The organism is Arthrobacter globiformis (assembly GCF_030815865.1).
GTDB lineage: Bacteria > Actinomycetota > Actinomycetes > Actinomycetales > Micrococcaceae > Arthrobacter > Arthrobacter globiformis_B.
Map to the genome: position 1 here is coordinate 3,296,479 of NZ_JAUSXI010000001.1, position 21,570 is coordinate 3,318,048.

Annotated in this window: 19 protein-coding genes; 5 read left to right on the forward strand and 14 right to left on the reverse strand. The window is 67.3% G+C overall.

From position 1 onward, the window contains the following. Window positions 1–41 precede the first annotated feature (41 nt). A complete protein-coding gene (locus QFZ33_RS15120) occupies window positions 42–1,814 on the reverse strand; it encodes a glycerol-3-phosphate dehydrogenase/oxidase (protein ID WP_307028760.1) in 1,773 nt (590 codons plus the stop codon). 139 nt (window positions 1,815–1,953) lie between these two features. On the opposite strand from QFZ33_RS15120, the gene QFZ33_RS15125 reads away from it, so the two are divergent. The 5 genes from QFZ33_RS15125 (at window position 1,954) to QFZ33_RS15145 (ending at window position 6,381) form a co-directional block, all read left to right on the forward strand. Next, window positions 1,954–2,916 carry a sugar-binding transcriptional regulator gene (locus QFZ33_RS15125; RefSeq protein ID WP_307028762.1) on the forward strand — a complete coding sequence of 321 codons (963 nt, stop codon included), beginning with the start codon at window positions 1,954–1,956 and terminating at the stop codon, window positions 2,914–2,916. Window positions 2,917–3,046: 130 nt separating this feature from the next. Continuing rightward, a complete protein-coding gene (locus tag QFZ33_RS15130) occupies window positions 3,047–3,409 on the forward strand; it encodes a VOC family protein (RefSeq protein ID WP_307031838.1) in 363 nt (120 codons plus the stop codon). Window positions 3,410–3,494: 85 nt separating this feature from the next. Then, entirely contained in the window at window positions 3,495–4,364 is an 870-nt protein-coding gene (locus QFZ33_RS15135) for an aldo/keto reductase (protein WP_307028764.1), read from the forward strand. 14 nt (window positions 4,365–4,378) lie between these two features. Further along, the gene (locus QFZ33_RS15140; RefSeq protein ID WP_307028765.1) at window positions 4,379–5,308 is read left to right on the forward strand and encodes an alpha/beta fold hydrolase; all 930 of its coding nucleotides are present in this window, start codon (window positions 4,379–4,381) and stop codon (window positions 5,306–5,308) included. Further along, window positions 5,305–6,381: a glycosyltransferase family 4 protein gene (locus QFZ33_RS15145; RefSeq protein ID WP_307028767.1), complete on the forward strand. Its 1,077-nt coding sequence runs from the start codon at window positions 5,305–5,307 to the stop codon at window positions 6,379–6,381. The genes QFZ33_RS15140 and QFZ33_RS15145 overlap by 4 nt, the downstream gene beginning before the upstream one ends. Before the next feature lie 17 nt (window positions 6,382–6,398). Here QFZ33_RS15145 and QFZ33_RS15150 read toward each other — a convergent pair whose 3' ends face one another. The 13 genes from QFZ33_RS15150 to pyrR form a co-directional block, all read right to left on the reverse strand. After that, window positions 6,399–8,516 carry a primosomal protein N' gene (locus QFZ33_RS15150; protein ID WP_307028769.1) on the reverse strand — a complete coding sequence of 706 codons (2,118 nt, stop codon included), beginning with the start codon at window positions 8,514–8,516 and terminating at the stop codon, window positions 6,399–6,401. 86 nt (window positions 8,517–8,602) lie between these two features. Continuing rightward, on the reverse strand, window positions 8,603–9,838 hold the full coding sequence (gene metK / locus QFZ33_RS15155) for a methionine adenosyltransferase (protein WP_307028771.1): 1,236 nt from the start codon (window positions 9,836–9,838) through the stop codon (window positions 8,603–8,605). Between the two features lie 76 nt (window positions 9,839–9,914). Continuing rightward, window positions 9,915–11,201, reverse strand: coding sequence for a bifunctional phosphopantothenoylcysteine decarboxylase/phosphopantothenate--cysteine ligase CoaBC (gene coaBC / locus QFZ33_RS15160; protein ID WP_307028773.1), 1,287 nt, complete (start codon window positions 11,199–11,201; stop codon window positions 9,915–9,917). 40 nt (window positions 11,202–11,241) lie between these two features. Continuing rightward, on the reverse strand, window positions 11,242–11,502 hold the full coding sequence (rpoZ, locus tag QFZ33_RS15165; protein ID WP_307028775.1) for a DNA-directed RNA polymerase subunit omega: 261 nt from the start codon (window positions 11,500–11,502) through the stop codon (window positions 11,242–11,244). 15 nt (window positions 11,503–11,517) lie between these two features. Then, the gene (gmk, locus tag QFZ33_RS15170) at window positions 11,518–12,114 is read right to left on the reverse strand and encodes a guanylate kinase (RefSeq protein WP_307028777.1); all 597 of its coding nucleotides are present in this window, start codon (window positions 12,112–12,114) and stop codon (window positions 11,518–11,520) included. 43 nt (window positions 12,115–12,157) lie between these two features. Further along, window positions 12,158–12,481 (reverse strand): integration host factor, actinobacterial type, encoded by a 324-nt coding sequence (mihF, locus tag QFZ33_RS15175; protein WP_251024620.1) that lies wholly within the window; start codon window positions 12,479–12,481, stop codon window positions 12,158–12,160. A 98-nt stretch (window positions 12,482–12,579) separates the two neighbouring features. Further along, on the reverse strand, window positions 12,580–13,449 hold the full coding sequence (pyrF, locus tag QFZ33_RS15180) for an orotidine-5'-phosphate decarboxylase (RefSeq protein WP_307028778.1): 870 nt from the start codon (window positions 13,447–13,449) through the stop codon (window positions 12,580–12,582). Continuing rightward, on the reverse strand, window positions 13,442–16,786 hold the full coding sequence (gene carB, locus QFZ33_RS15185; protein ID WP_307028780.1) for a carbamoyl-phosphate synthase large subunit: 3,345 nt from the start codon (window positions 16,784–16,786) through the stop codon (window positions 13,442–13,444). Before carB ends, pyrF begins: the two co-directional genes overlap by 8 nt. Continuing rightward, window positions 16,786–18,093: a glutamine-hydrolyzing carbamoyl-phosphate synthase small subunit gene (gene carA, locus QFZ33_RS15190; RefSeq protein ID WP_307028782.1), complete on the reverse strand. Its 1,308-nt coding sequence runs from the start codon at window positions 18,091–18,093 to the stop codon at window positions 16,786–16,788. The genes carB and carA overlap by 1 nt, the downstream gene beginning before the upstream one ends. Before the next feature lie 4 nt (window positions 18,094–18,097). Then, window positions 18,098–18,616, reverse strand: a complete 519-nt coding sequence (locus QFZ33_RS15195) for a PH-like domain-containing protein (protein WP_307028784.1) — start codon at window positions 18,614–18,616, stop codon at window positions 18,098–18,100. Next, a complete protein-coding gene (locus QFZ33_RS15200) occupies window positions 18,616–19,977 on the reverse strand; it encodes a dihydroorotase (protein WP_307028786.1) in 1,362 nt (453 codons plus the stop codon). The genes QFZ33_RS15195 and QFZ33_RS15200 overlap by 1 nt, the downstream gene beginning before the upstream one ends. Beyond that, a complete protein-coding gene (locus QFZ33_RS15205) occupies window positions 19,977–20,972 on the reverse strand; it encodes an aspartate carbamoyltransferase catalytic subunit (protein WP_307028788.1) in 996 nt (331 codons plus the stop codon). Before QFZ33_RS15205 ends, QFZ33_RS15200 begins: the two co-directional genes overlap by 1 nt. Then, the gene (pyrR, locus tag QFZ33_RS15210; protein ID WP_307028790.1) at window positions 20,969–21,553 is read right to left on the reverse strand and encodes a bifunctional pyr operon transcriptional regulator/uracil phosphoribosyltransferase PyrR; all 585 of its coding nucleotides are present in this window, start codon (window positions 21,551–21,553) and stop codon (window positions 20,969–20,971) included. The genes QFZ33_RS15205 and pyrR overlap by 4 nt, the downstream gene beginning before the upstream one ends. Window positions 21,554–21,570 lie beyond the last annotated feature (17 nt).

Here is a 21,570-nt window from a genome sequence, read left to right on the forward strand (position 1 = left end):
TTCTGTTGTGAGTCCTTCGCGTGTATGAAGGACGGTTCCCGCTAGGCGACGAGGCTGTGAACCTCGACGCCGTGGTATCGCTTCAGCACCTCCTGCGCATGGTTGATCTCCGCGGCGACCCGTGCCGCATCCCAGCCGAGCGGCTCGGTCAGGGCTTCGGCAACTTCGTTCAGCAGCTCACCGGTAACCAGGCCGCGGAAGGCGAGGGAGGTGCGGCGGATCAGGACGTCCACGAGGTGCCCGATCTGTTCGTGGGCTGCCATGAACTGCAGTTCCCTGACACTCAACTCCCGCGTGGAGCGCAGCAGGCGGTCGTGGCCGGCGTCGAGATAGCTGATGACTTCCCCGGCGCGGGTGCCGTACCTGGTGAGCAGGCCGGCTGTCCGGTCGGCGTCGCGCGTGGGGGTCATGTGCGCCTTGATCCACTTCTGGATCCCGGCTTCGCTGTCCGGGAACCCGGAGCCACCGCCGATCGCGAGCTTCGCCGTCGAAATCTTCCGTTCCGTTCCTAGTTCGGCGAGGACGTCGTCGGCCAGGTGTTCGGCCAAAGCCCGGAAGGTGGTCCACTTGCCGCCCACCAGGCTGAGCACGACGGCGCCGCCCTCCTGGGGGCCTGCGTCCGGGCCGCGGCGTTCGATGCGGTAATCCCGGGACACGAACCCAGGCTGGGTGGCGTCGTGCCGTGGCAGCGGACGCACGCCCGAGAACGTGTAGACGATCTGTCCGCGGTTCACGGCGATGTCCGGGAAGACGTGGCCGATGAGGTCGAAGAAGTAGTCGATCTCGCCGTTGGTGCAGACGGCGTCTTCCGACATGTCGGCGTCGACGTCGGTGGTGCCAACCAGCACGCGGTCACCCATGGGATAGATCAGCACGATGCGGCCGTCTGTGTGTTCGAAGAAGATCTCGCGTCCGTCGCAGGCAGCGAGCAGGCCGGGGTGGTCAAGGACGATGTGTGAGCCCTTCGTCCCGCCCATGAAGGTGGTGGGCGCGCCCATGGCCTGGTTGGTGAGGTCCACCCACGCACCGGTGGTGTTGACGATGACGTCCGCAGTGAAGCCGAATTCCTCGCCGGCCAGGTGGTCACGGAGAACCGCGGTGCTGGAACCATCTGCGTTGGAGCTGACGGACATCAGGGAGAGGTAGTTGCTGGCCCGGCCGCCCGCCTTCTCGCCGTCCTGCAGGACGTCCAGGGTGAGCCGCTCCGGGTTGTGCACGGACGCGTCGAAGTACGTGGCCGTGTATTTGACGCCAGGGTGCAGCATCGGGAGTTCGGCCAGCGCCTTCCGCCGGGTGCGGAACTGGTGGCGCGGGACGCTGCCGCCGTCGCGGGAGAAGGAGTCGTAGAGGCTGAGTCCCAGCTTGATCAGGAACGCGCCGCGCTCCTTGGGCTTGCCCTGTTGCTTATGGGTCAGGAACCGCAGGGGGGCGGCGAGCACGCCGGAGAATGTGCTGAAGATCGGAATGGTGGTCTGCAGCGGCTTTACGTAGTGGGGCGCGATCCGCAGGAGCCGGTTGCGCTCAACCACAGATTCCCGGACCAGCCGGAATTCGCCGTTTTCCAGATAACGGATGCCGCCGTGGATCATGTGCGACGAGGCGCCGCTGGCGCCCTGGCAGTAATCGCCGCGCTCCACGAGTGCCACGTCGACGCCCTGCAGGGCGAGGTCGCGGAATGTTCCGACGCCGTTGATGCCACCACCGATGATCAGGACCCGGGCGTTGGGCCGCCGGCGCAGCCGGGAGACGGACTCGCGCTCCCCGCCGCCGACGGTAGCGCTGTTGGTATGGCCGGATGAATCCTTGAGTCCCAAATCTGCTCCTTTGGGTTTGGTTCGAAAGGGTTTGTTGCAGGCGACGCACCGAAAGGTGCGGGGCCGTTCACCACTATTGTTTGGACTAATGGAAAATAACGTCAAGCACTATGCACAAACGTGCAGAACGGACAGACGCATGCCCCGGCCCCGACATTCCGAAGCGCTTCGCGCCGCACAGCTGTACTACATGCAGGACCTCACCATGGACGCCATCGCCCGGGAATTGCGGACTTCCCGCTCCACGGTTTCCCGGCTGCTTTCAACGGCGCGGGAGTCGGGTCTGGTGCAGATCCAGATCCGCAGTCCCCTGGACACAGGGCCGGAATTGGAGCGGTTGATTCGGGCGCATTACAAGGTGGATGTGCACGTGGTGCCCGTCCTGGACACCCTGAATGAGGCGGAGACGCTCGACCGCGTGGCCATGCAGGCAGCGCGCACCATCGGACCGCTCGTGGACTCGAACGCGATCATCGGCGTGGCTTGGGGCTCGACCCTCAGCGCGGTGAGCCGGCACCTGACCCGCAAGATCACGCACGACAGCGTGGTGGTGCAGCTGAACGGGGCGGGCAACATGCAGACCACCGGCATCACCTACGCCAGTGACATCATGCGGCGCTTCGGCAGCGCCTACGGGGCACGGGTTGAACAGTTTCCCGTGCCGGCCTTCTTCGACCATGCCGCTACGAAGACCGCGATGTGGAATGAGCGGAGCGTTCAGCGCATCCTCGACCTGCAGTCCCGTATGAGCATTGCGATCTTCGGCGTGGGTTCGGTGGATGCCGACTACCCCAGCCACGTGTACGCCGGCGGCTACCTCGACGAGGATGATCTGGTCACATTGGCGAAGTCGGACGTCGTCGGCGACGTGGCCACGGTCTTCTTCCGTGGCGACGGCTCCTCTGACGGCATCACGCTGAATGAACGCTCCACCGGACCTTCGCTGGACCAACTCCGTCAGGTGCGCCGGCGGATCTGCGTGGTGTCCGGCGCGTCCAAGATCAACGGGCTTCGGGGGGCGCTGGTGGCCGGGCTGGCCACAGATCTGATCCTCGATGAGGCCTCGGCCCGGCGGTTGGTCAGCTTCGAAAATGGGAACTGAATAGGAGCACACCATGGGAATCCTCTCCGTCGACCTGTTCATCACTCTCGACGGCGTGTGCCAGGCGCCGGGCGGCCCCAACTGGCGTGAAGCTCTCGGAAAATCACTGAGGTCATGCAAGGATGACCGCATGAAAATCACCAGAGAGATCGTTGTGTTCGACGCCGCCGACCTTCCTGCCGAGAGCGCGTTCTGGGCCGACCTGCTGGGCGGCACCGTGGACGCAGAGGATGACTGGCACACCGTCAGTGTCGATGGGAACCCGCGCCTGGGCTTCCAGCTCGCACCCAACCACATGCCGCCGGAATGGCCGGACGGGAACCCACAGCAGATCCACCTGGACCTGTATGTTGAGGACGTCTCATCTGCCCACGAGGAGGCCCTGTCCCTCGGCGCACGCCTGCTGAAGCCCGCCGAGGACATCACCTCCGCCGAGGGCTTCCAGGTTTACGCGGACCCTGCCGGCCACCCCTTCTGCCTCTGCTGGGGCTGACCGTCCTCTTTGGTCCGGGCCCGCGCCAGCACTTCGCGCCCGGCGGTAACACGCGTCGCGCCGCGGTATCGGTAGAGTCGTAACCATGATTACCTCACCCCGGCTCAGCCTGAACAACGGCGTGCTGATCAACCAGTTGGGTTTCGGGCTGTACAAGGTTCCGGCGAAAGACACTGCCAACCTGGTGGCCACTGCGCTGGAAGCCGGGTACCGCCATTTCGATACTGCGGCCATGTACGGGAATGAATCCGGGGTGGCGCGCGGCCTGGTCGGGGTCTTCGCCGCGGAAGCCACCACCGGCGGTTCCGGCGAGGCCGCACCCGGCACCTCGCGCGAGGACCTCTTCATTACCACCAAGGTGTGGAACGACGACCACGGCTACGACGCGACGCTGCGGGCCTTCGACAGGTCCATGATCAACCTCGGCCTGGAATACGTGGACATGTACCTGATCCACTGGCCGTGCGCGAAGCGGGGACTGTTCCAGGAAACGTACCGCGCCCTGGAGACGCTGTACCGCGAGGGCAAGGTGCGGGCAATAGGCGTGTCCAACTTCCAGCCCCAGCACCTGGACCAGCTGCTGGAAACAGCGGAGGTGGTGCCGGCTGTCAACCAGATCGAGCTGCACCCCTGGCTGCAGCAGGCCGAGCTCCGGGAGAAGCACACCGGGCTGGGAATCCTCACCGAGGCATGGAGCCCCCTGGGCCGCGGCCAAGTGCTGGAGGATCCCGTCATCGGCGCCCTAGCAGCTGAGCACAAAGTGAGCGCCGCCCAGATTGTCCTGCGCTGGCAACTGCAGCTGGGCAACGTCACCATCCCCAAGGCAAGCTCCGCCGCCCGGATCCGCGAGAACCTCAACGTCTTCAGCTTCGAGCTCTCAGCCCTGGACATGGCTGACATCGCCGCCCTGGAGCGCGGACACCGCACCGGCTCGCACCCCGACAACGTTAACTAGGACTCCCCCAGCACATGAGAACAGCCGACTCCGAGCCCGCCACGGCACCATCCTTCGTCAGCAGCGGACTCGCCGCCCGCACCCGTGCATCCACCGTGCAGCTGACGGGCAGCAACGTTGCCTACTGGGTCTACGAACCGGAAAAAACCACGGCTGAAACGCGGACCATCCTGGTCATCCACGGCTTCCGCGGCGACCACCACGGACTGCTGCGGGTGGCCGACCAGCTGCCCGAAATGCGCCTGATCATGCCCGACCTCCCCGGGTTTGGCGGCTCCGGTGCGTTCACCGACGCCGCCCACAGCGTGGAGCGCTACGGCAGTTTCATCAGCGACTTCATTGCGGCCCTCGGACTGGGGCCGGACACCGTCCTGCTGGGGCACTCGTTCGGCTCCATCGTGGCCGCCCATTTCGTCGCGGATCATCCGGACGCCGTCCGCCCGCTGATCCTGGTCAACCCCATCGCGGCGCCCGCGCTGGAAGGCCCCAAGGGCCTCATGACCCGGCTGGCCGTTCTGTACTACCGCCTCTCCGCACGCGTCCCGCGCCCTCTTGGCCTGGCCCTGCTGCGCAGTCCGCTCATCGTGCGGGTGATGAGCATGGCCATGGCGAAGACGAAGGACAAGGACCTGCTGCGGTTCATCCACGGGCAGCACCACGCGTACTTCAGTGCGTTCGCGAACCGGGAGAGTCTGCTGGAATCCTTCACGGCGTCCGTCAGCAGCAACGTGGCCGAAGTCGCGCCCCGGCTCACCATGCCCGTGCTGCTCGTCGCCGGCGAAAAGGATGAAATCGCCCTGCTGCGGGACCAGCACCGCCTGGCCGGGCTGCTTCCCGATGCAATGCTGGACGTCATCCCGGGCGTCGGCCACCTGATCCACTACGAAACGCCAGAACCTGCCGCAGGATTCATCCGCCGCTTCCTTAAGGACCACCCCGCGTGAAGATAGTCATCGATGCCCGTTTCACCCGGACGGACCACCATGACGGGATCAGCCGCTACGGCTCCAGCCTCATTGCCGCCGTCTCAAAGATCGCCGATGTGTCCATGCTCATCAGTGATCTCCGGCAACTGGCACTGCTTCCCGACGTTCCGTACACGTTGATCAGCAGCCCGCTCTCCCCCACCGAGCTTTTCGTGGCCCGGAAGGTCAATCAGCTCGGCGCGGACGTGGTGGTCTGCCCCATGCAGACCATGGGCACGTGGGGACGCAAGTACGGCCTGGTGCTCACCCTGCATGACCTCATCTACTACGAACACCCGGCACCTCCGGGCTTCCTGCCGGCCCCGGTCCGGATCCTGTGGCGCCTGTACCACAAGGCGTTCTGGCCCCAGCGGCTGCTGCTGAACCGTGCCGACGTCGTCGCGACCATCAGCAGGACCACGGAGGCGCTGATGGCCAAGTACCGCCTGACCAGCCGTCCGGTCCGGATCGTCAGCAACGCCCCGCAGCCGGCCCAGCAACCCCGCGACCCTGCAGCGGCGCCGGAGAAGACACTGCTCTACATGGGCTCGTTCATGCCCTACAAAAACGTCGAAACCATGCTCGCCGGGATGGCCGGACTGCCTGACTACACGCTGCACCTGCTCAGCCGCGTCACCCCGCACCGCCGCGCCGAACTGGAAGCGCTGATCCCTTCCGGGGCGAACGTTGTGTTCCACAACGGCGTCACCGACGACGAATATACGGCGCTGCTGAACCGCACCACCGCACTGGTCACCCTGTCCAAAGCCGAGGGCTACGGCCTGCCCCTGGTGGAGGCCATGGCGCTGGGCACACCGGTGATCGCCAGCGACATTCCGATCTTCCGCGAGGTGGGGGCGGACACCGCCGCCTACGTTGATCCGGAGTCGGCGCCCGAGTTCGCCGCCGCTGTCCGGGACCTCGGCGACGGACAGCACTGGCAGGACGTCTCCCGGCGCTCGGTTGCACGTGCGCAGCAGTTCAGCTGGGACGAATCGGCCCGCCAGCTGGTGGACGTGGCGGCAGAGGTCATGGCACTCCGCCGCAAGTAACCTGTTGACCCGAACCGTCAGAGCACGTCGACGCCGTCCAGCCGCAGCTGCACCGGGTCCTCGGTTCGCTTCGCCGCACCTGCGGCCTTCGCCGCGCGGAGGACCCTGGTTACCGTGGCGGCCTGCGCGTACGGGATGAACAGCAGCGTGCGGACGTCCTGACCTTCCGTCTCCGCTGACGTAACGCCCGCGGATTGGAGCAGCGGCGCCGGACCGGCGACGCGGAGCTCCACGCCCTCGGCGGCCAGAAGTCTTGTGGCTGAGGCCGTGAAATGGCCGACGGCGGTGCTGCCGCCCGTGACGGCGGCGACCCTCACCGCCGGGGGCAGCTGCAGCTCGGCGCGCAGGCCCAGCTCCCGCTGGGCATAGCCGGCAGGGTCCCAACGCAGCAATGCTCCGACGGCGGCAGTGTCGTCTGCGGTGATGACGACCAGCCCGCCCTCGGTGGCCGGCCGGACCAGGGCGGCAGCGTTGAACCAGCGCCGCACCGCGTCCTCGCCCGCGCGCAGGTTCTCCCGGCGCAGCAGTGAATCGCCGTCGAGCAGCAGCGCCGCGGCGTACCCGCCCGGCGCCACGGGCTCGGCACCCACCGTGGCTACCACCAGCGCGCAGGCATCCGGCACGGTGGCCTTGACGTTCTGGCCGGAGGAGGTGACCACGGCCTTGCCGGGAAACGCCCTGCCGAGTTCCTCTGCCGTTCGGAGTACACCGGCTGCACCGCGGCGCAGCCGGGTGCCCTGGCAGTGCGTGCAGCGCCAGGCCGGGGCCGGCGTCGAACACCAACGGCATTGGGGAACAGCAGCGCTGCCCGCGATGGCGAGCGGCCCCTGGCACGACGGGCAGCGCGCGGGTTCCCGGCAGGTTTCGCACGCCAGCGACGGCGCATAGCCGGCACGGGCAACCTGCACCAGCACGGGGCCGCGTTCGAGTGCTTCCTTGGCGGTGCGCCACGCCGCACCCGGCAGCCGTGCCAGCCGGGCCAGCGGGTCGCGCTCCTGTTCAAAGCTGTCCGCGGTGTTGAGGACCCGGGGAACCGTGCGGCGGAGCACCGTGCGTTCGGCGTCCACGGGCATCGCCCAGCCGGCGTCCACCAGTCGCTGCACCTCGGTGCTGCGCGCGTGTCCGGCCAGCAGGCAGGCAGCCCCCTCCTGCTCTGCACGGAGCAGCAGCACCTCGCGGGTGTGTGCGTAAGGGGAGCGCTGTTCGACGTGCAGGTCGTCGCCGTCGTCCCAGCACACCACGAGTCCAAGGTTCTGTACGGGGGCGTAGGCCGCAGAGCGGGTGCCCACGGCGACGCCCGCGGAACCCTTGAGAATTCTGAGGTAGTTGCGGTATCGGGGCGTCTGGCCGTCGTCGGCTGTCAGCCGGGCAATGTCATCGGCGGGCAGCATGTCCTCGAGCGCAGCCTGTACACGGTCCAGGTCGCGGTAGTCCGGAACGACCACAACGGCGCCGCGTCCGGACTGCCGGACCGCCGCCACAGCGTCCGCAATGAGCCGTGGCCAGCCGTCCGGGCCGAACCCCTGCAGCGCACTGAGGGCAGCCCGGGGCGAGCCTCCCGATTCGAGATGGCGGAGGAAGGCAGCGCCGTTCCGGTACCTGGCCCACACGGAGCCTGACAGGCCAAGGTCCGCCGCGGGAGGACCACCTGGTTCGGCGTCGGCCAGTTCCTTCTCCACCTTGACCACCCGTGGCGGGATGGCCACGCGGAGCACGTCGCTGACGGTGCCTGCGTAGCGTGCGGCCACGCGCCCGGCGAGTTCCTTCATGGCGGGGGTCAGGACGGCGACCGGCGAAACGACCTTGTGCAGAGGGACGAGGGGCTGGCCGGCGTCGGACTCCTCAACCCGGTCCAGGATGTAACCGCCGAGTTCCTGGCCGCTGAACTTCACCCGGACGCGGACGCCGGGCTGGGCGTCATCATCCAGTTCGGCGGGCACGCTGTAGTCGAACGGCCGGTCCAGGTGCGGCAGCGGGGACTCTATGAGCACGCGCGCCACGGGACGGACGGCAGCCAGTGGTGGACCGCCGGCGGCCCTGGCCGTGGCCGGGAACCCCTGCAGCAGTGACAGCTGCAGCGGCTCTGGCGTGGGCTGCGAAGACGTGCCGCTTGAAGACATGCTGCTCGAAGTCATGGGGCCTTACCTCCGTCCTGCGTTACCCATCAGCCAATCACACGGGTCTGACATTCCCGGCTGCTGACGGCGGCGGACGGGACGGCTCAGGCGTTGAAGTACGCCTTCAAGTCGTCCACGCGGTCCAGGCGTTCCCACGTGAAGTCCGGGTCATCGCGGCCGAAGTGGCCATGGGCGGCCGTCTTGGCGTAGATGGGACGCTTGAGGTCCAGGGCGTCGATGATGGCGCGGGGGCGCAGATCGAAAATCTCCGCAATCGCGGCGCTGATCTTTGCCGGGTCCACGGTCTCGGTCCCGAACGTTTCGACGTAGGTTCCGACGGGACGGGCCTGGCCGATCGCGTAGGCGATCTGGATCTCGGCACGTTTGGCGAGTCCCGCGGCCACCACGTTCTTGGCAACCCAGCGCATGGCGTACGCCGCGGAGCGGTCTACCTTGGACGGGTCCTTGCCGGAGAAGGCGCCGCCGCCGTGCCGGGCCATGCCTCCATAGGTGTCAACGATGATCTTGCGGCCGGTGAGTCCGGCGTCGCCCACTGGGCCGCCGATCACGAACGCGCCGGCGGGGTTCAGGATGTTGTTGGTGCGCGAAATGTCCAGGTCCGCAAGGGCAAGCACGGGGTCGATGACGTGCGTCGCGAGGTCGGCCCGCAGCTGGTCGAGGCTGAAGCCATCGGCGTGCTGGCTGGAGATTACGACAGTTTCCACGGAAACCGGCCGGTCGCCGTCGTACCCGATGGTGGCCTGGGTCTTGCCGTCCGGGCGGAGGTAGGAGAGTTCGCCGTTTTTGCGGACCTCGGTGAGCCGCTCCGAGAGCCGGTGCGCGATCCAGATCGGCGTGGGCATGTAGGACGGGGTCTCGTCACTGGCGTAGCCGAACATGAGGCCCTGGTCGCCGGCGCCCTGCAGGTCGTAGTCGTCCTCCTGGCGGCCTTCGCGGGCTTCCAAGGAGTTGAAGACGCCGCCGGCGATGTCGTTGGACTGCTGCCCGATGGACACGGAAACTCCGCAGCGTGCGCCGTCGAAGCCGTTGGCCGATGAGTCATAGCCGATGCCCAGGATGGTCTCGCGAACAATCTGCGGGATTTCGACATACGCGTCGGTGGTCACTTCGCCGGCCACGTGGACCAGGCCGGTGGTGGCCATCGTCTCGACCGCGACGCGTGACTCGGGGTCCTTGTCCAGCAGGGCGTCCAGGATCGCATCACTGATCTGGTCACAGATCTTGTCCGGGTGCCCTTCAGTTACCGACTCCGAGGTGAAGAGCCGAAGCGCGGCGGGTGCAGACCCGTGGGATTCTGGAATGTGCAGCGGTAAAGTCACTCAACTACCTTACTGGTTGGCAAACGGAGGGGCGGCAGCGTGTGTCCCCATGCTAAGGAGACGTTGCTTACGCCCCTCAGGTTCGCGGAAAGACCCGGCTCAGTTCGGCGCCGATGCGGTCAATGACAATGGCGGCGACGTCCTGCTTGGAGCCGGAGGCCGACTGGGGCTCGGAACCGGCCCGCGAGAGGATGACCACGGAGTTGTTGTCCTGGCCGAAAACCTTGTCAGCGCCCACATGGTTCACCACCAGCAGGTCGCAGCCCTTGCGCTTCAGCTTCGCCTCTGCGTAGGACAGCACATCACCCTGCTCGTCGCCTGTCTCGGCGGCAAAGCCCACTACGAGCTGGCTGCTGCCTGCGGCGTCGCGGACTGCGACAAGCTCGTGCAGGATGTCGGGGTTGCGGACCAGCGTGATCACGGGGTCGGCGGTGTCGTCCCGCTTCTTGATCTTGCTTCCGGACACCTCCGCCGGCCGGAAGTCAGCCACGGCCGCCGCCATGATGACGACGTCGGACTCGGCTGCCGCTGCCAGCATGACTTCGCGGAGCTGCAGGGCCGTTTCGACGGCGATGAGTTCGACGCCCGCGGGGGCGGGCACCTCCATGTGGGCGGCCACGAGCCGCACGGTGGCTCCGGCGTCGCGGGCTGCGGCGGCCAGCGCCACGCCTTGCTTGCCGGAGGAGCGGTTGCCCAGGAACCGGACGGGGTCCAGGGGCTCCCGGGTACCGCCGGCGCTGACGATCACGGTGCGGCCAGCCAGCGGGAAGAGCGGCCCGGTGGCGGTTCTGTCCGCGGTTACGTTGGCCGTCGGGGACAGCGGGGCCTCAGCCTGAAGGCCATGCGCCAGTGCCATGGCCGCTTCGAAAATGACCTCCGGCTCAGGCAGGCGTCCGGGGCCTGAATCGCTACCGGTCAGCCGCCCGCTGGCGGGTTCCAGGACCGTCACGCCACGGCTGCGCAGCGTTTCGACGTTGGCCTGGGTGGCTGCATGCTGCCACATTTCGGTGTGCATGGCCGGGGCGAACAGGACGGGGCCGCTCGCCATCAGCAGGGTGTTGGTGAGGAGGTCGTTGGCCTGACCGGTGGCGGCACGGGCCAGGAGGTCGGCTGTGGCGGGGGCCACCACGATCAGGTCTGCCTCGTGGCCCAGCCGGACGTGCTTTACCTGGTCGACGTCGTTGAAGACGCTGTTGGTCACCGGGTTCCCGGACAACGCCTCCCAGGTGGCCACGCCGACAAAGCGGGTGGCTGCTTCCGTGGGGATGACGGTGACGTCATGGCCGGCTTCAGTAAAAAGCCGGAGGAGCGATGCCACCTTGTAGGCGGCGATCCCTCCCCCGACTCCGAGGACTATGCGCACGTGAACTCCGTCAGCAGGCAGTCTGTTTACTCTGCGGAAGTTACTCTGCAGCTTCGATCGGTGTGGAAACCAGCTTGCCCTCGTTGATCTCGCGCAGGGCGATGGACAGCGACTTCTCGTTCAGCTTGGTGTCGACCAGCGGGCCGACATACTCGAACAGGCCCTCATGCAGCTGGGCGTAGTACGCGTTGATCTGGCGTGCACGCTTGGCACCGAAGATCACCAGGCCGTACTTGGAATCAGCCGCCTGGAGCAGCGAATCGATCGGCGGGTTGATGATGCCTTCAAGGTTCGTGGACACGAATTCTCCAAATTTCTAACGGGCTGACGGCGTCTGCGTCTGGCGCGGGTGCGGGGTCAGCCCCATGAGTGAAACAAGCTCGTCCGCTGCCCGGCGGACGTCGTCATTGATGACGGTGTGGTCGAACTCCGGTTCAGCAGCAAGTTCTACTTTACCGGTTTCCAGCCGGCGTTGCTGTTCCTCGGTCGATTCGGTGCCCCGGCCCACCAGCCGGCGGACCAATTCTTCCCAGCTGGGCGGTGCTAGGAACACGAACTGGGCATCCGGAACGGCCTGCTTGACCTGGCGTGCGCCCTGCAGGTCGATCTCCAGCAGCACGGAGCGGCCTTCGGCGATGGCCTGGTTGACGGTGCTCTTCAGGGTCCCGTAGGTGTTCTGCCCGTGCACCACTGCCCATTCAAGGAATTCGCCGGCGGCCACGAGGGACTCGAACTCTTCCTTGGATTTGAAGTAGTAGTGCACGCCGTCGATCTCACCGGGCCGCGGGGCCCGGGTGGTGGCCGAGACGGACAGCCAGACCTCGGGGTAAGTGTCGCGGATATAGGTGGACACGGTGCCTTTGCCAACAGCCGTAGGACCAGCGAGGACTGTCAGTCCGGGTTTGTTGCTCACGTATTCCTTTGGACGGTCTACAGATGACTCTGTTCGGATGAAGCTATTTCTCGTTCATAAAATCTACCAGCGCCCGGCGCTGGTGGATGCCCAGGCCCCGGACCCTGCGGGACGCGGCGATGCCGAGGCTGTCCATGATGGCTGCGGCCCGGACTTTTCCGATACCCGGCAGGGCCTCGAGGAGTTCCGAAACCCGCATGCGCGCTATGGCCTCCTCGGTGCCGCCGGAGTCCAGGATCTGGGCCACGGTCAGCTGTCCGGATTTGAGCCGTTCCTTGGCCGAGGCCCTGGCAGCCCTTGCCGCCGCGGCCTTCCTGAGTGCGTCGGAACGTTCCTGCGGAGACAAGGGTCGCAAGCTCACGGTCATTTCCCCTGGGGTCAGCCAACGGATCCGCGGCCGGCGGCGTTGGAGCAGCCACGGATTTGTCCTGAACCTACTCCCTGCCGGCCGGAGAAATCAATGGACTATTCGGAGCGGAGTCCGGCGAGGGTGCGCTCCGCCGCCTCGGTCAGCTCCCGGACGCCCGGGCCGGCCTTGAGGATGTCCCGGCTGGAGGTTCCCAGGACCTGGTGATAGGCGGCGCCGAAGGTCTTCCGCAGGTCTGCCGGCGTGGCCCCCTGCGCGCCCAGCCCCGGTGCGAGGATCGGCCCGCGGACGGCCTCCAGGTCAAGCTGCAGGTCCGCCAGTGCCGTGCCCACAGTGGCTCCCACCACGAGGCCCACCGAGCCGAGCGCTCCGGAGTACCGTTCGTTCTCCCCCGCGGCGGCCTGGACAATCCGTCGTGCCACGGAATCGCTTCCGCCCACGTGCTGCACCGAGGCGCCCTCCGGGTTGGAGGTCAGCGCCAGGACAAACACGCCCCGGCCGTGTTCGGCGGCGAGGTCCAGGGCCGGCCGGAGCGACTCGAAACCCAGGTAGGGGCTCAGCGTCACGGAATCCGCGGCGAGGGCAGAGCCGTCACGGAGCCACGCGTCGGCGTACGCGGCCATGGTGGAGCCGATATCGCCGCGCTTCGCGTCGGCGATGGTCAGCACGCCCTCGTCCCGGGCGGTGGCGAGAACCTCTTCGAGGACTGCCATTCCGGCCGAGCCGTGCCGTTCGTACAGCGCCACCTGCGGCTTGACCGCGGCAGCGAGCGAAGCCACGGCCTCCAGGGCGGTGAGCGAAAAGCGCCTCAGGCCGGCGACGTCGTCGTTCAGGCTCCAACTGGCCAGAAGCGCAGGGTGGGGATCAATCCCGACGCACAGCGGACCGCGGTCCGCCATGGCCCGGCCCAGCCGGGAACCGAACGGCTCCCGGCCGGCGCCTGCGGCAGTGTTCCCTGCCTCAGGCATTCTGCGCTGCCGGACTCTGCGCAGCTGCCTTCTGCAGGGCGGCCTCCTTCGAGGCAATAAGGGCTGCGGCGTGCTCCTGCAGGCTGGTCACGGACCAGGCGTAGGTGCGCAGTGCCTCGATGGCCTGGACGGCGGCGTTGAACTCGGCCACCGTGGTGATGCAGGGGATGCCGATGGACGTGGCGGCGGCACGGAGTTCGTACCCGTCGCTGCGGGCCTCGCCGCCGGACGGGGTGTTGAACACCATGTCGATTTCGCCGGCGATCACGAGGTCGGCGATGGTGCCTTCACCCTCCGCGCTGCTGCCCTCGGCCACCTTGCGCACGGGAGTGGCCTGGATGCCGTTGCGGCGAAGGACGTCGGCGGTGCCGCCAGTTGAGACGATCTCGAAGCCGAGGTCTGAGAGGCGCTTGACGCCCATGATCACCGAACGCTTGTCGCGGTTGGCCACGGAGACGAAGATCTTGCCTTCGGTGGGCAGTGCGTTGTTGGCGGCTGCCTGGCTCTTGGCGAAGGCGGTGTCGAAGTGCTTGTCGATGCCCATGACCTCGCCGGTGGAACGCATCTCCGGGCCAAGCAATGAGTCCACTACCTTGCCCTCGAGCGTGCGGAAGCGGCTGAACGGCAGGACGGCTTCCTTGACCGAGACAGGGGCGTCAAGCGGCAGCGTGGATCCGTCACCGGTTTCCGGCAGCATCTTGTAGGCGCTGCGCAGCTGGTTGATGGTGACGCCGGTGCCGATCAAGGCCGCGGCCTTGGCCATCTGGACGCCGGTGGCCTTGGACACGAACGGCACGGTCCGGGAAGCGCGGGGGTTGGCTTCCAGGACGTACAGGACGTCCGACGCCAGCGCGAACTGGATGTTGATGAGGCCGCGGACGCCCACACCTTCGGCAATGGCACGGGTGGCGGTGCGCACCCGGTCCAGGACGTTGCTACCCAGTGTGATGGGAGGCAGGACGCAGGCGGAGTCGCCGGAGTGGATGCCGGCCTCCTCGATGTGCTCCATGATGCCGCCCAGGTACATGTCGGTGCCGTCGAAGAGGGCGTCAACGTCGATTTCGACGGCGTCCTCCAGGAAGCGGTCGATCAGCACCGGGTGGTCCGGGGTAATTTCGGTTGCGTTGGCGATGTAGCGGGACAGGTTGGGCTCGTCGTAGACGATTTCCATGCCGCGGCCGCCCAGGACGTAGGACGGGCGGACCAGCACCGGGTAGCCGATCTCGTCCGCGATCTTCTTGGCATCCTCGAAGGAGACGGCGGTGCCGTTCTTCGGCGATACCAGTCCGGCCTTGTCCAGCACCCGGGAGAAAGCGCCGCGGTGCTCGGCGAGGTCGATCGCCTCGGGCGAGGTGCCCAGGATGGGCACGCCGGCGTCGGCCAGCTGCTGGGCCAGCTTCAGCGGGGTCTGCCCGCCGAGCTGCACGAAGACACCCATCACGCCGCCCGTGCGTTCCTCGGCCGCGATGACCTCCAGGACGTCCTCGAGGGTCAGCGGCTCGAAGTACAGCCGGGTGGAGATGTCGTAGTCAGTGGAGACGGTTTCCGGGTTGCAGTTAACCATGACGGTCTCGTAGCCGGCCTTGCGCAGCGCCATGGAGGCGTGGACGCAGGAGTAGTCGAACTCGATGCCCTGGCCGATGCGGTTGGGCCCGGAGCCGAGGATGAGGATGGACGGCTTGGAGTGCAGCGCAACCTCGTCCTCCTCGTCGTAGGCCGAGTAGTGGTACGGCGTGTAAGCGGCGAACTCGGCGGCGCAGGTGTCCACGGTCTTGTAAACGGGGCGGATGCCGAGAGCCTGGCGGACGCCGCGGACCACTGCCTCGGAGTTGTGCGTGAGTGCACCGATCTGCTCGTCGGAGAAGCCGTGGCGCTTGGCGTTGCGGAGCATGTCCTGCGTGAGGGCACCGGAGCGGCGGATCTCCTGGGAGGTCTCGTTGAGCAGCTGCAGCTGGTCAAGGAACCAGGGGTCGATCTTGGTGGCCTCGAAGAGTTCCTCCACGCTGGCGCCGCCGAGCAGGGCGCGCTGCACCTGGTGCAGGCGTTCCGTCGTGGGGCGCTTGGCCTTCTCGATGAGCTCCGGCACTTCCCATTCGGGGACGGAGCTGAAGTCCAGCTGCGAGCCCTTCTGCTCGAGGGAGCGCAGGGCCTTCTGGAGGGCTTCGGTGAAGTTGCGGCCCATGGCCATGGCCTCACCCACCGACTTCATGGTGGTGGTGAGGGTGTTGTCGGCAGCCGGGAACTTCTCGAACGCGAACCGCGGGACCTTGACCACCACGTAGTCGAGCGTGGGCTCGAAGGAGGCGGGGGTCTTCTGCGTGATGTCGTTCGGGATCTCGTCCAGGGTGTAGCCGAGCGAGAGCTTGGTGGCGATCTTGGCGATGGCGAAGCCCGTGGCCTTGGACGCCAGCGCCGAGGAGCGGGACACGCGCGGGTTCATTTCGATGACCACCACGCGGCCGGTCGCCGGGTCAATCGCGAACTGGATGTTGCAGCCGCCGGTGTCCACGCCGACTTCACGGATGACAGCGATGGAGATGTCGCGGAGCCGCTGGTATTCGCGGTCCGTGAGGGTCAGTGCCGGGGCCACGGTAATGGAGTCGCCGGTGTGCACGCCCACGGGATCGAAGTTCTCGATGGAACAGACGACAACCACGTTGTCGTTCTTGTCCCGCATCATTTCGAGCTCGTATTCCTTCCAGCCCAGGATGCTCTCTTCGAGCAGCACCTCGCTGGTGGGGCTGTACTGCAGGCCCTGGCCGACGATCCGGCGCAGGTCATCCTCGTTGTACGCCAGGCCGGAACCGAGGCCGCCCATGGTGAAGGAGGGGCGGACCACCATGGGGTAGCCGAGGTCGTCGGCTGCCTTCAGTGCCTCGTCCATGCTGTGGATGATGTGGCTGCGGGCGGATTCCGCGCCGCAGCGCTCCACCACGCCCTTGAACTTCTCGCGGTCCTCGCCGAGCTCGATCGCGGCGATGTTCGCGCCGATCAGTTCCACGTTGTACTTCTCCAGCACACCGTTCTTGTCCAGCGCGATGGCGGTGTTCAGCGCCGTCTGGCCGCCCAGGGTGGGCAGCACCGCGTCCGGGCGCTCCTTGGCGATAATCTTCTCCACCACCTCGGGGGTGATGGGCTCGATGTAGGTGGCGTCGGCGAACTCCGGGTCGGTCATGATGGTGGCCGGGTTGGAGTTGACGAGGATGACCCGCAGGCCTTCCTCCTTGAGGACGCGAAGGGCCTGCGTGCCGGAGTAGTCGAATTCAGCGGCCTGGCCGATGACGATCGGGCCGGAACCGATGACCAGGACGCTCTTAAGGTCAGTTCTCTTGGGCATTACTTCTTGTCCTCAGTCTTGTTGTCAGTCGTGTTCGGCCCGGCCGGGTTCTGCTGGGCCTCTGCGGGGTGCTGGGCGTCCACGGGATCCTTGGACAGGTTCGCGGTGCGGCCGTCCCGGGTGCCTTCCATCAGCTCGATGAAACGGTCGAAGAGGTAGGCGGCGTCGTGCGGGCCGGCGGCGGCTTCGGGGTGGTACTGGACGGAGAAGGCCGGGATGTCCAGGCAGGCCAGGCCTTCCACGACGTCGTCGTTCAGGCTGACGTGGCTGACCTCGACCCGTCCGTAGCGCTCTTCCGGCGCGTTGGTGGGGCCGTCCAGCGGTGCGTCGACGGCGAAGCCGTGGTTCTGCGAGGTGATCTCGACCTTGCCCGTGCGGCGGTCCATGACGGGCTGGTTGATGCCGCGGTGGCCGTAACGCAGCTTGTAGGTGCCGAAGCCGAGGGCGCGGCCCAGGATCTGGTTGCCGAAGCAGATGCCGAAGTACGGCAGCTTCTCGTCCAGGACGGTGCGGAGCAGTTTGACCTGGTTGTCGGCGGTGGCGGGGTCGCCGGGGCCGTTGGACATGAAGAAGCCGTCGGGGCTGACGGCCTTGACGTCGTCGATGGTGGCCGTGGCGGGCAGCACGTGCACGCGGACGCCGCGCTCGGCGAAGCGCACCGGCGTCATGGCCTTGATGCCGAGGTCGATCGCCGCGATGCTGAAGCGCGCGTCGCCGTCCCAGCCGTGGTCCTTCGGCTCCACCACGTAGGCTTCGTCGATGCTGACTTCCTCGGCAAGCCGGGCGCCTTCCATCGGCTCGCTGGCGAGCACGGCGTCGACGAGTTCCTTGTCCGTGGCGTTGGCTGCCTCGCCGGAGAAGATGCCGGCGCGCATGGTCTTGTGCTCGCGCAGGTGGCGGGTGATGGCCCGGGTGTCCACGCCCTGGATGCCGACGATGCCCTGCTCCACGAGCTCGTCGTCCAGGCTGCGCTCAGAGCGCCAGTTGGACGGGCGGCGGGCGGCGTCACGGACAATGTAGCCGGCCACCCAGATGCGGCGGGATTCCGCGTCCTCGCTGTTTACACCGGTGTTGCCGATGTGCGGGGCCGTCTGCACCACCAGCTGGCGTGCGTAGGACGGGTCGGTAATGGTCTCCTGGTAGCCGGTCATGCCGGTGGCGAAGACCGCTTCCCCCAGGGCGGTGCCCTGTGCGCCGTAGCTGCGGCCGCGGAAGATGCGGCCGTCTTCGAGCACCAGGACGGCGGGGGCGGATGCTGCGGCCTGCGGCGCAGTTCCTGCGTTTACTGTCACTTCGGTTTCCGTCACTTTATTACTTTCCACTATGGGCACCCGCCTGGGGGCCTGGGGAGATCATTTCCTGAAGTTGTTGGAGGACGGCCGGCTTGTCCGCGGCGCGGCGGGTGCGGAAGCCGGTGTCCAGGGCGTGGGTTCCGAGCGTCCAGCTGAGGATCAGCAGCCCGTCCTTTTCCACGAATTTACCGGCCATGCCGCTGTCCTGCCGAACGCCGGCCAGCGAGGCCGCCGGGATGAACAGCGGCCGCGCGCCGGAGCGGTCCAGGAGCACTCCTTCCGGATAGATGGAGAGCTCGGCGTTGGTGCGGATGCCGAGGCCGTGCACGGCAATCCTGTCCAGCCAGTCCCCCGCGGTGGTGGAGGCCACGTACTGTCCGTCCGCCGAAAGCAGCGGCTCGCCCAGCCCGGCAGGAACTGCCGGCAGCTGTTCGATGTCGGACTGCCGCCGGAGCCGGTTGCGCCAGCCGATCCAGATCAGGACAAAAACGACGGCGACCACCGCCAGCATCGCAAGTCCGGGAAGGACTTTTTCCATCAGTTGGCACCTGCTGCGCCGGCAACCGGCGCTTCCGAGGGATGGCGGTAGGGCGTGTTGAGCTTGCCGTCCAGGACCGTGGGGTGGCCCTTGAAGAACGTGGCCACCACCTTGCCGGGGAGCTCCATGCCGCGGAACGGCGAGTTGCGTCCCATCGTTGCCATGGCGGAAGGATCCACGGTCCAGCGCGCGGCCGGGTCCACGAGGACGATGTTGGCGGGTTCGCCCTCTTCGAGCGGCCGGCCCTGGTCCGTGAGCCGCCCGATGCCGGCCGGCGCGGTGGAGGTGACCCTGGCGAAGTCGGCCCAGGTCATGAGGCCGGTCTCGATCATGGCGTGCTGGACCACGGACAGGGCCGTTTCCAGCCCGGTCATGCCCATGGCCGCCTGCGCCCACTCGCATTCTTTGTGCTCGCTCGGGTGCGGGGCGTGGTCGGTGCCGACGACGTCGATGGTGCCGTCAGCGAGGGCGGCACGCAGGGCCTGGACGTCATCGTTGGTGCGCAGCGGCGGGTTGACCTTGTAGACGGGGTCGTAGCTGCGAACCAGGTCATCGGTGAGCAGCAGGTGGTGCGGGGTCACTTCGGCAGTGACGTTGATGCCGCGGCTCTTGGCCCAGCGGATGATCTCGACCGAGCCTGCGGTGGACACGTGGCAGACGTGGAGCCGGGAGCCCACGTGCTGGGCCAGCAGGACGTCGCGGGCGATGATGCTTTCCTCGGCCACTGCCGGCCAGCCGGTCAGGCCGAGGACCGCGGACACTTCGCCTTCGTTCATCTGGGCACCGGCGGTGAGGCGGGGTTCCTGCGCGTGCTGGGCCACGACGCCGTCGAACGCCTTGACGTACTCAAGGGCGCGGCGCATCAGGACGGGATCGTGGACGCAGATGCCGTCGTCGGAGAACATGCGGACCTGGGCGCGGGAGTCGGCCATCGCGCCGAGCTCGGCGAGCTGCTCGCCGGCGAGCCCCACAGTGACGGCGCCCACCGGGCGCACGTCAACCCAGCCGGCGGCCCGGCCCAGGCTGTAGACCTGCTCCACGACGCCGGCGGTGTCAGCCACCGGGGTGCTGTTGGCCATGGCGTGTACGGCTGTGAAGCCGCCGAGGGCTGCGGCGCGGGTGCCGGTTTCCACCGTTTCGGCGTCTTCGCGGCCCGGTTCGCGGAGGTGCGTGTGGACGTCCACCATGCCCGGCAGTGCGACGAGGCCGTCGGCGTCGATCACGGTGGCGCCGTCAGCTGCGTCCGTCCCCGACAGATCGGTGCCGCGGGCGGTGATCACGCCGCCGCGGATGAGCAGGTCCTCGGCGTCGCCGCCAAGGATCGCGGCGCCGCGGATAAGGTAGGTAGTTTCTTCAGCCATCAGTTGCTCTCCTTCAGGGTGGCGGCTGGTTCACGGGTATCCCCGGAGAGCAGCAGGTACAGGGCGGCCATGCGGATCGACACGCCGTTCTTCACCTGCGCGAGCACCGTGGAACGGGGCGAATCGGCGGCGGCCGCGGAAATTTCCAGGCCCCGGTTCATGGGACCGGGGTGCATGATGATGGTGTCCTTCAGGCCCAGGCTGTCCAGCGCGCGGAGCCTGTTGTCGTCAAAGCCCCAGCGGCGGGAGTATTCGCGGGTGGACGGGAAGAACGAGGCGTTCATGCGTTCGCCCTGAACACGGAGCATCATCACCGCGTCGACGCCCTTTTCCAGGGTCTCGTCCATGTCGTAGCTGATGCTGCAGGGCCAGCGTTCGACGCCGATGGGCAGCAGTGTGGGCGGCGCCACCAGGGTCACGTCGGCACCCAGCGTGCGCAGCAGCCAGACGTTGGACCGCGCCACGCGGGAGTGCAGGACATCGCCGGCGATGGCGACGCGCATGCCGCGCAGGTCCGCCCCCGTGGAGGGCAGGCCGGCGAGCTTGGTCCAGTGCCGCCGCATGGTGAACGCGTCCAGCAGCGCCTGGGTGGGGTGTTCGTGTGTGCCGTCGCCGGCGTTGATGACTGCGGCGTCAATCCAGTCGGTGGCAGCCAGCCGGTGCGGTGCACCGGAGGCCCAGTGGCGGATCACGACGGCGTCAGCACCCATGGCGGACAGCGTCTGGGCTGTGTCCTTGAGGGACTCGCCCTTGGAGACCGACGATCCCTTGGCGGCGAAGTTGATGACGTCCGCGGAGAGCCGCTTGGCTGCGGCTTCGAAGGAAATGCGGGTCCTGGTGGAATCCTCGAAGAAGAGGTTCACCACGGTCCGTCCGCGCAGGGCGGGGAGCTTCTTGACCTCGCGCTCCCCCACGGTCGACATTTCTTCGGCGGTGTCGAGGATGCGGACGGCGTTGGCCAGGCTGAGGTCTTCGGTGGAGAGCAGGTGCTTCATGCGCCGCCCTCGATTACCACTTCGTTGACCGTTTGGCCGTCGACGGCGTCTGTCTCCTCGAGCCGGACCCGGACCTTTTCGGCGGAGGACGTGGGCAGGTTCTTACCCACGTGGTCGGCGCGGATGGGAAGTTCGCGGTGGCCCCGGTCGATCAGGACGGCCAGGCGCACAATGCGCGGCCGGCCGAGGTCCACGAGTGCGTCCAGGGCGGCGCGGATGGTCCGGCCGGAGTACAGGACGTCGTCGATCAGCACGACAACCTTGTTGTCGATGCCCGTGAGCGGCAGCTGGGTGCGGTGCGGCGGCCTGGTGGGCTGGTGGGAAAGGTCATCCCGGAACATGGTGACGTCCAGCTGGCCGACGATGGCGGCGGCGTCCACGGAGGGATCGGCGGCGGCGATTTTCTGGGCGAGCCGGACGGCCAGCGGGTAGCCGCGGCGGGGAATGCCCAGCAGCACCAGGTCCTGGGAGCCCTTGTTAGCCTCGAGGATTTCATGGGCGATACGAGTGAGGGCACGGTCAATGTCCGCCTGGTTGAGAACAACCCTGGCCGGAACCGGTGCCTGCGTGACAGAAGTCATCGCTCGTCTCCCCTTTC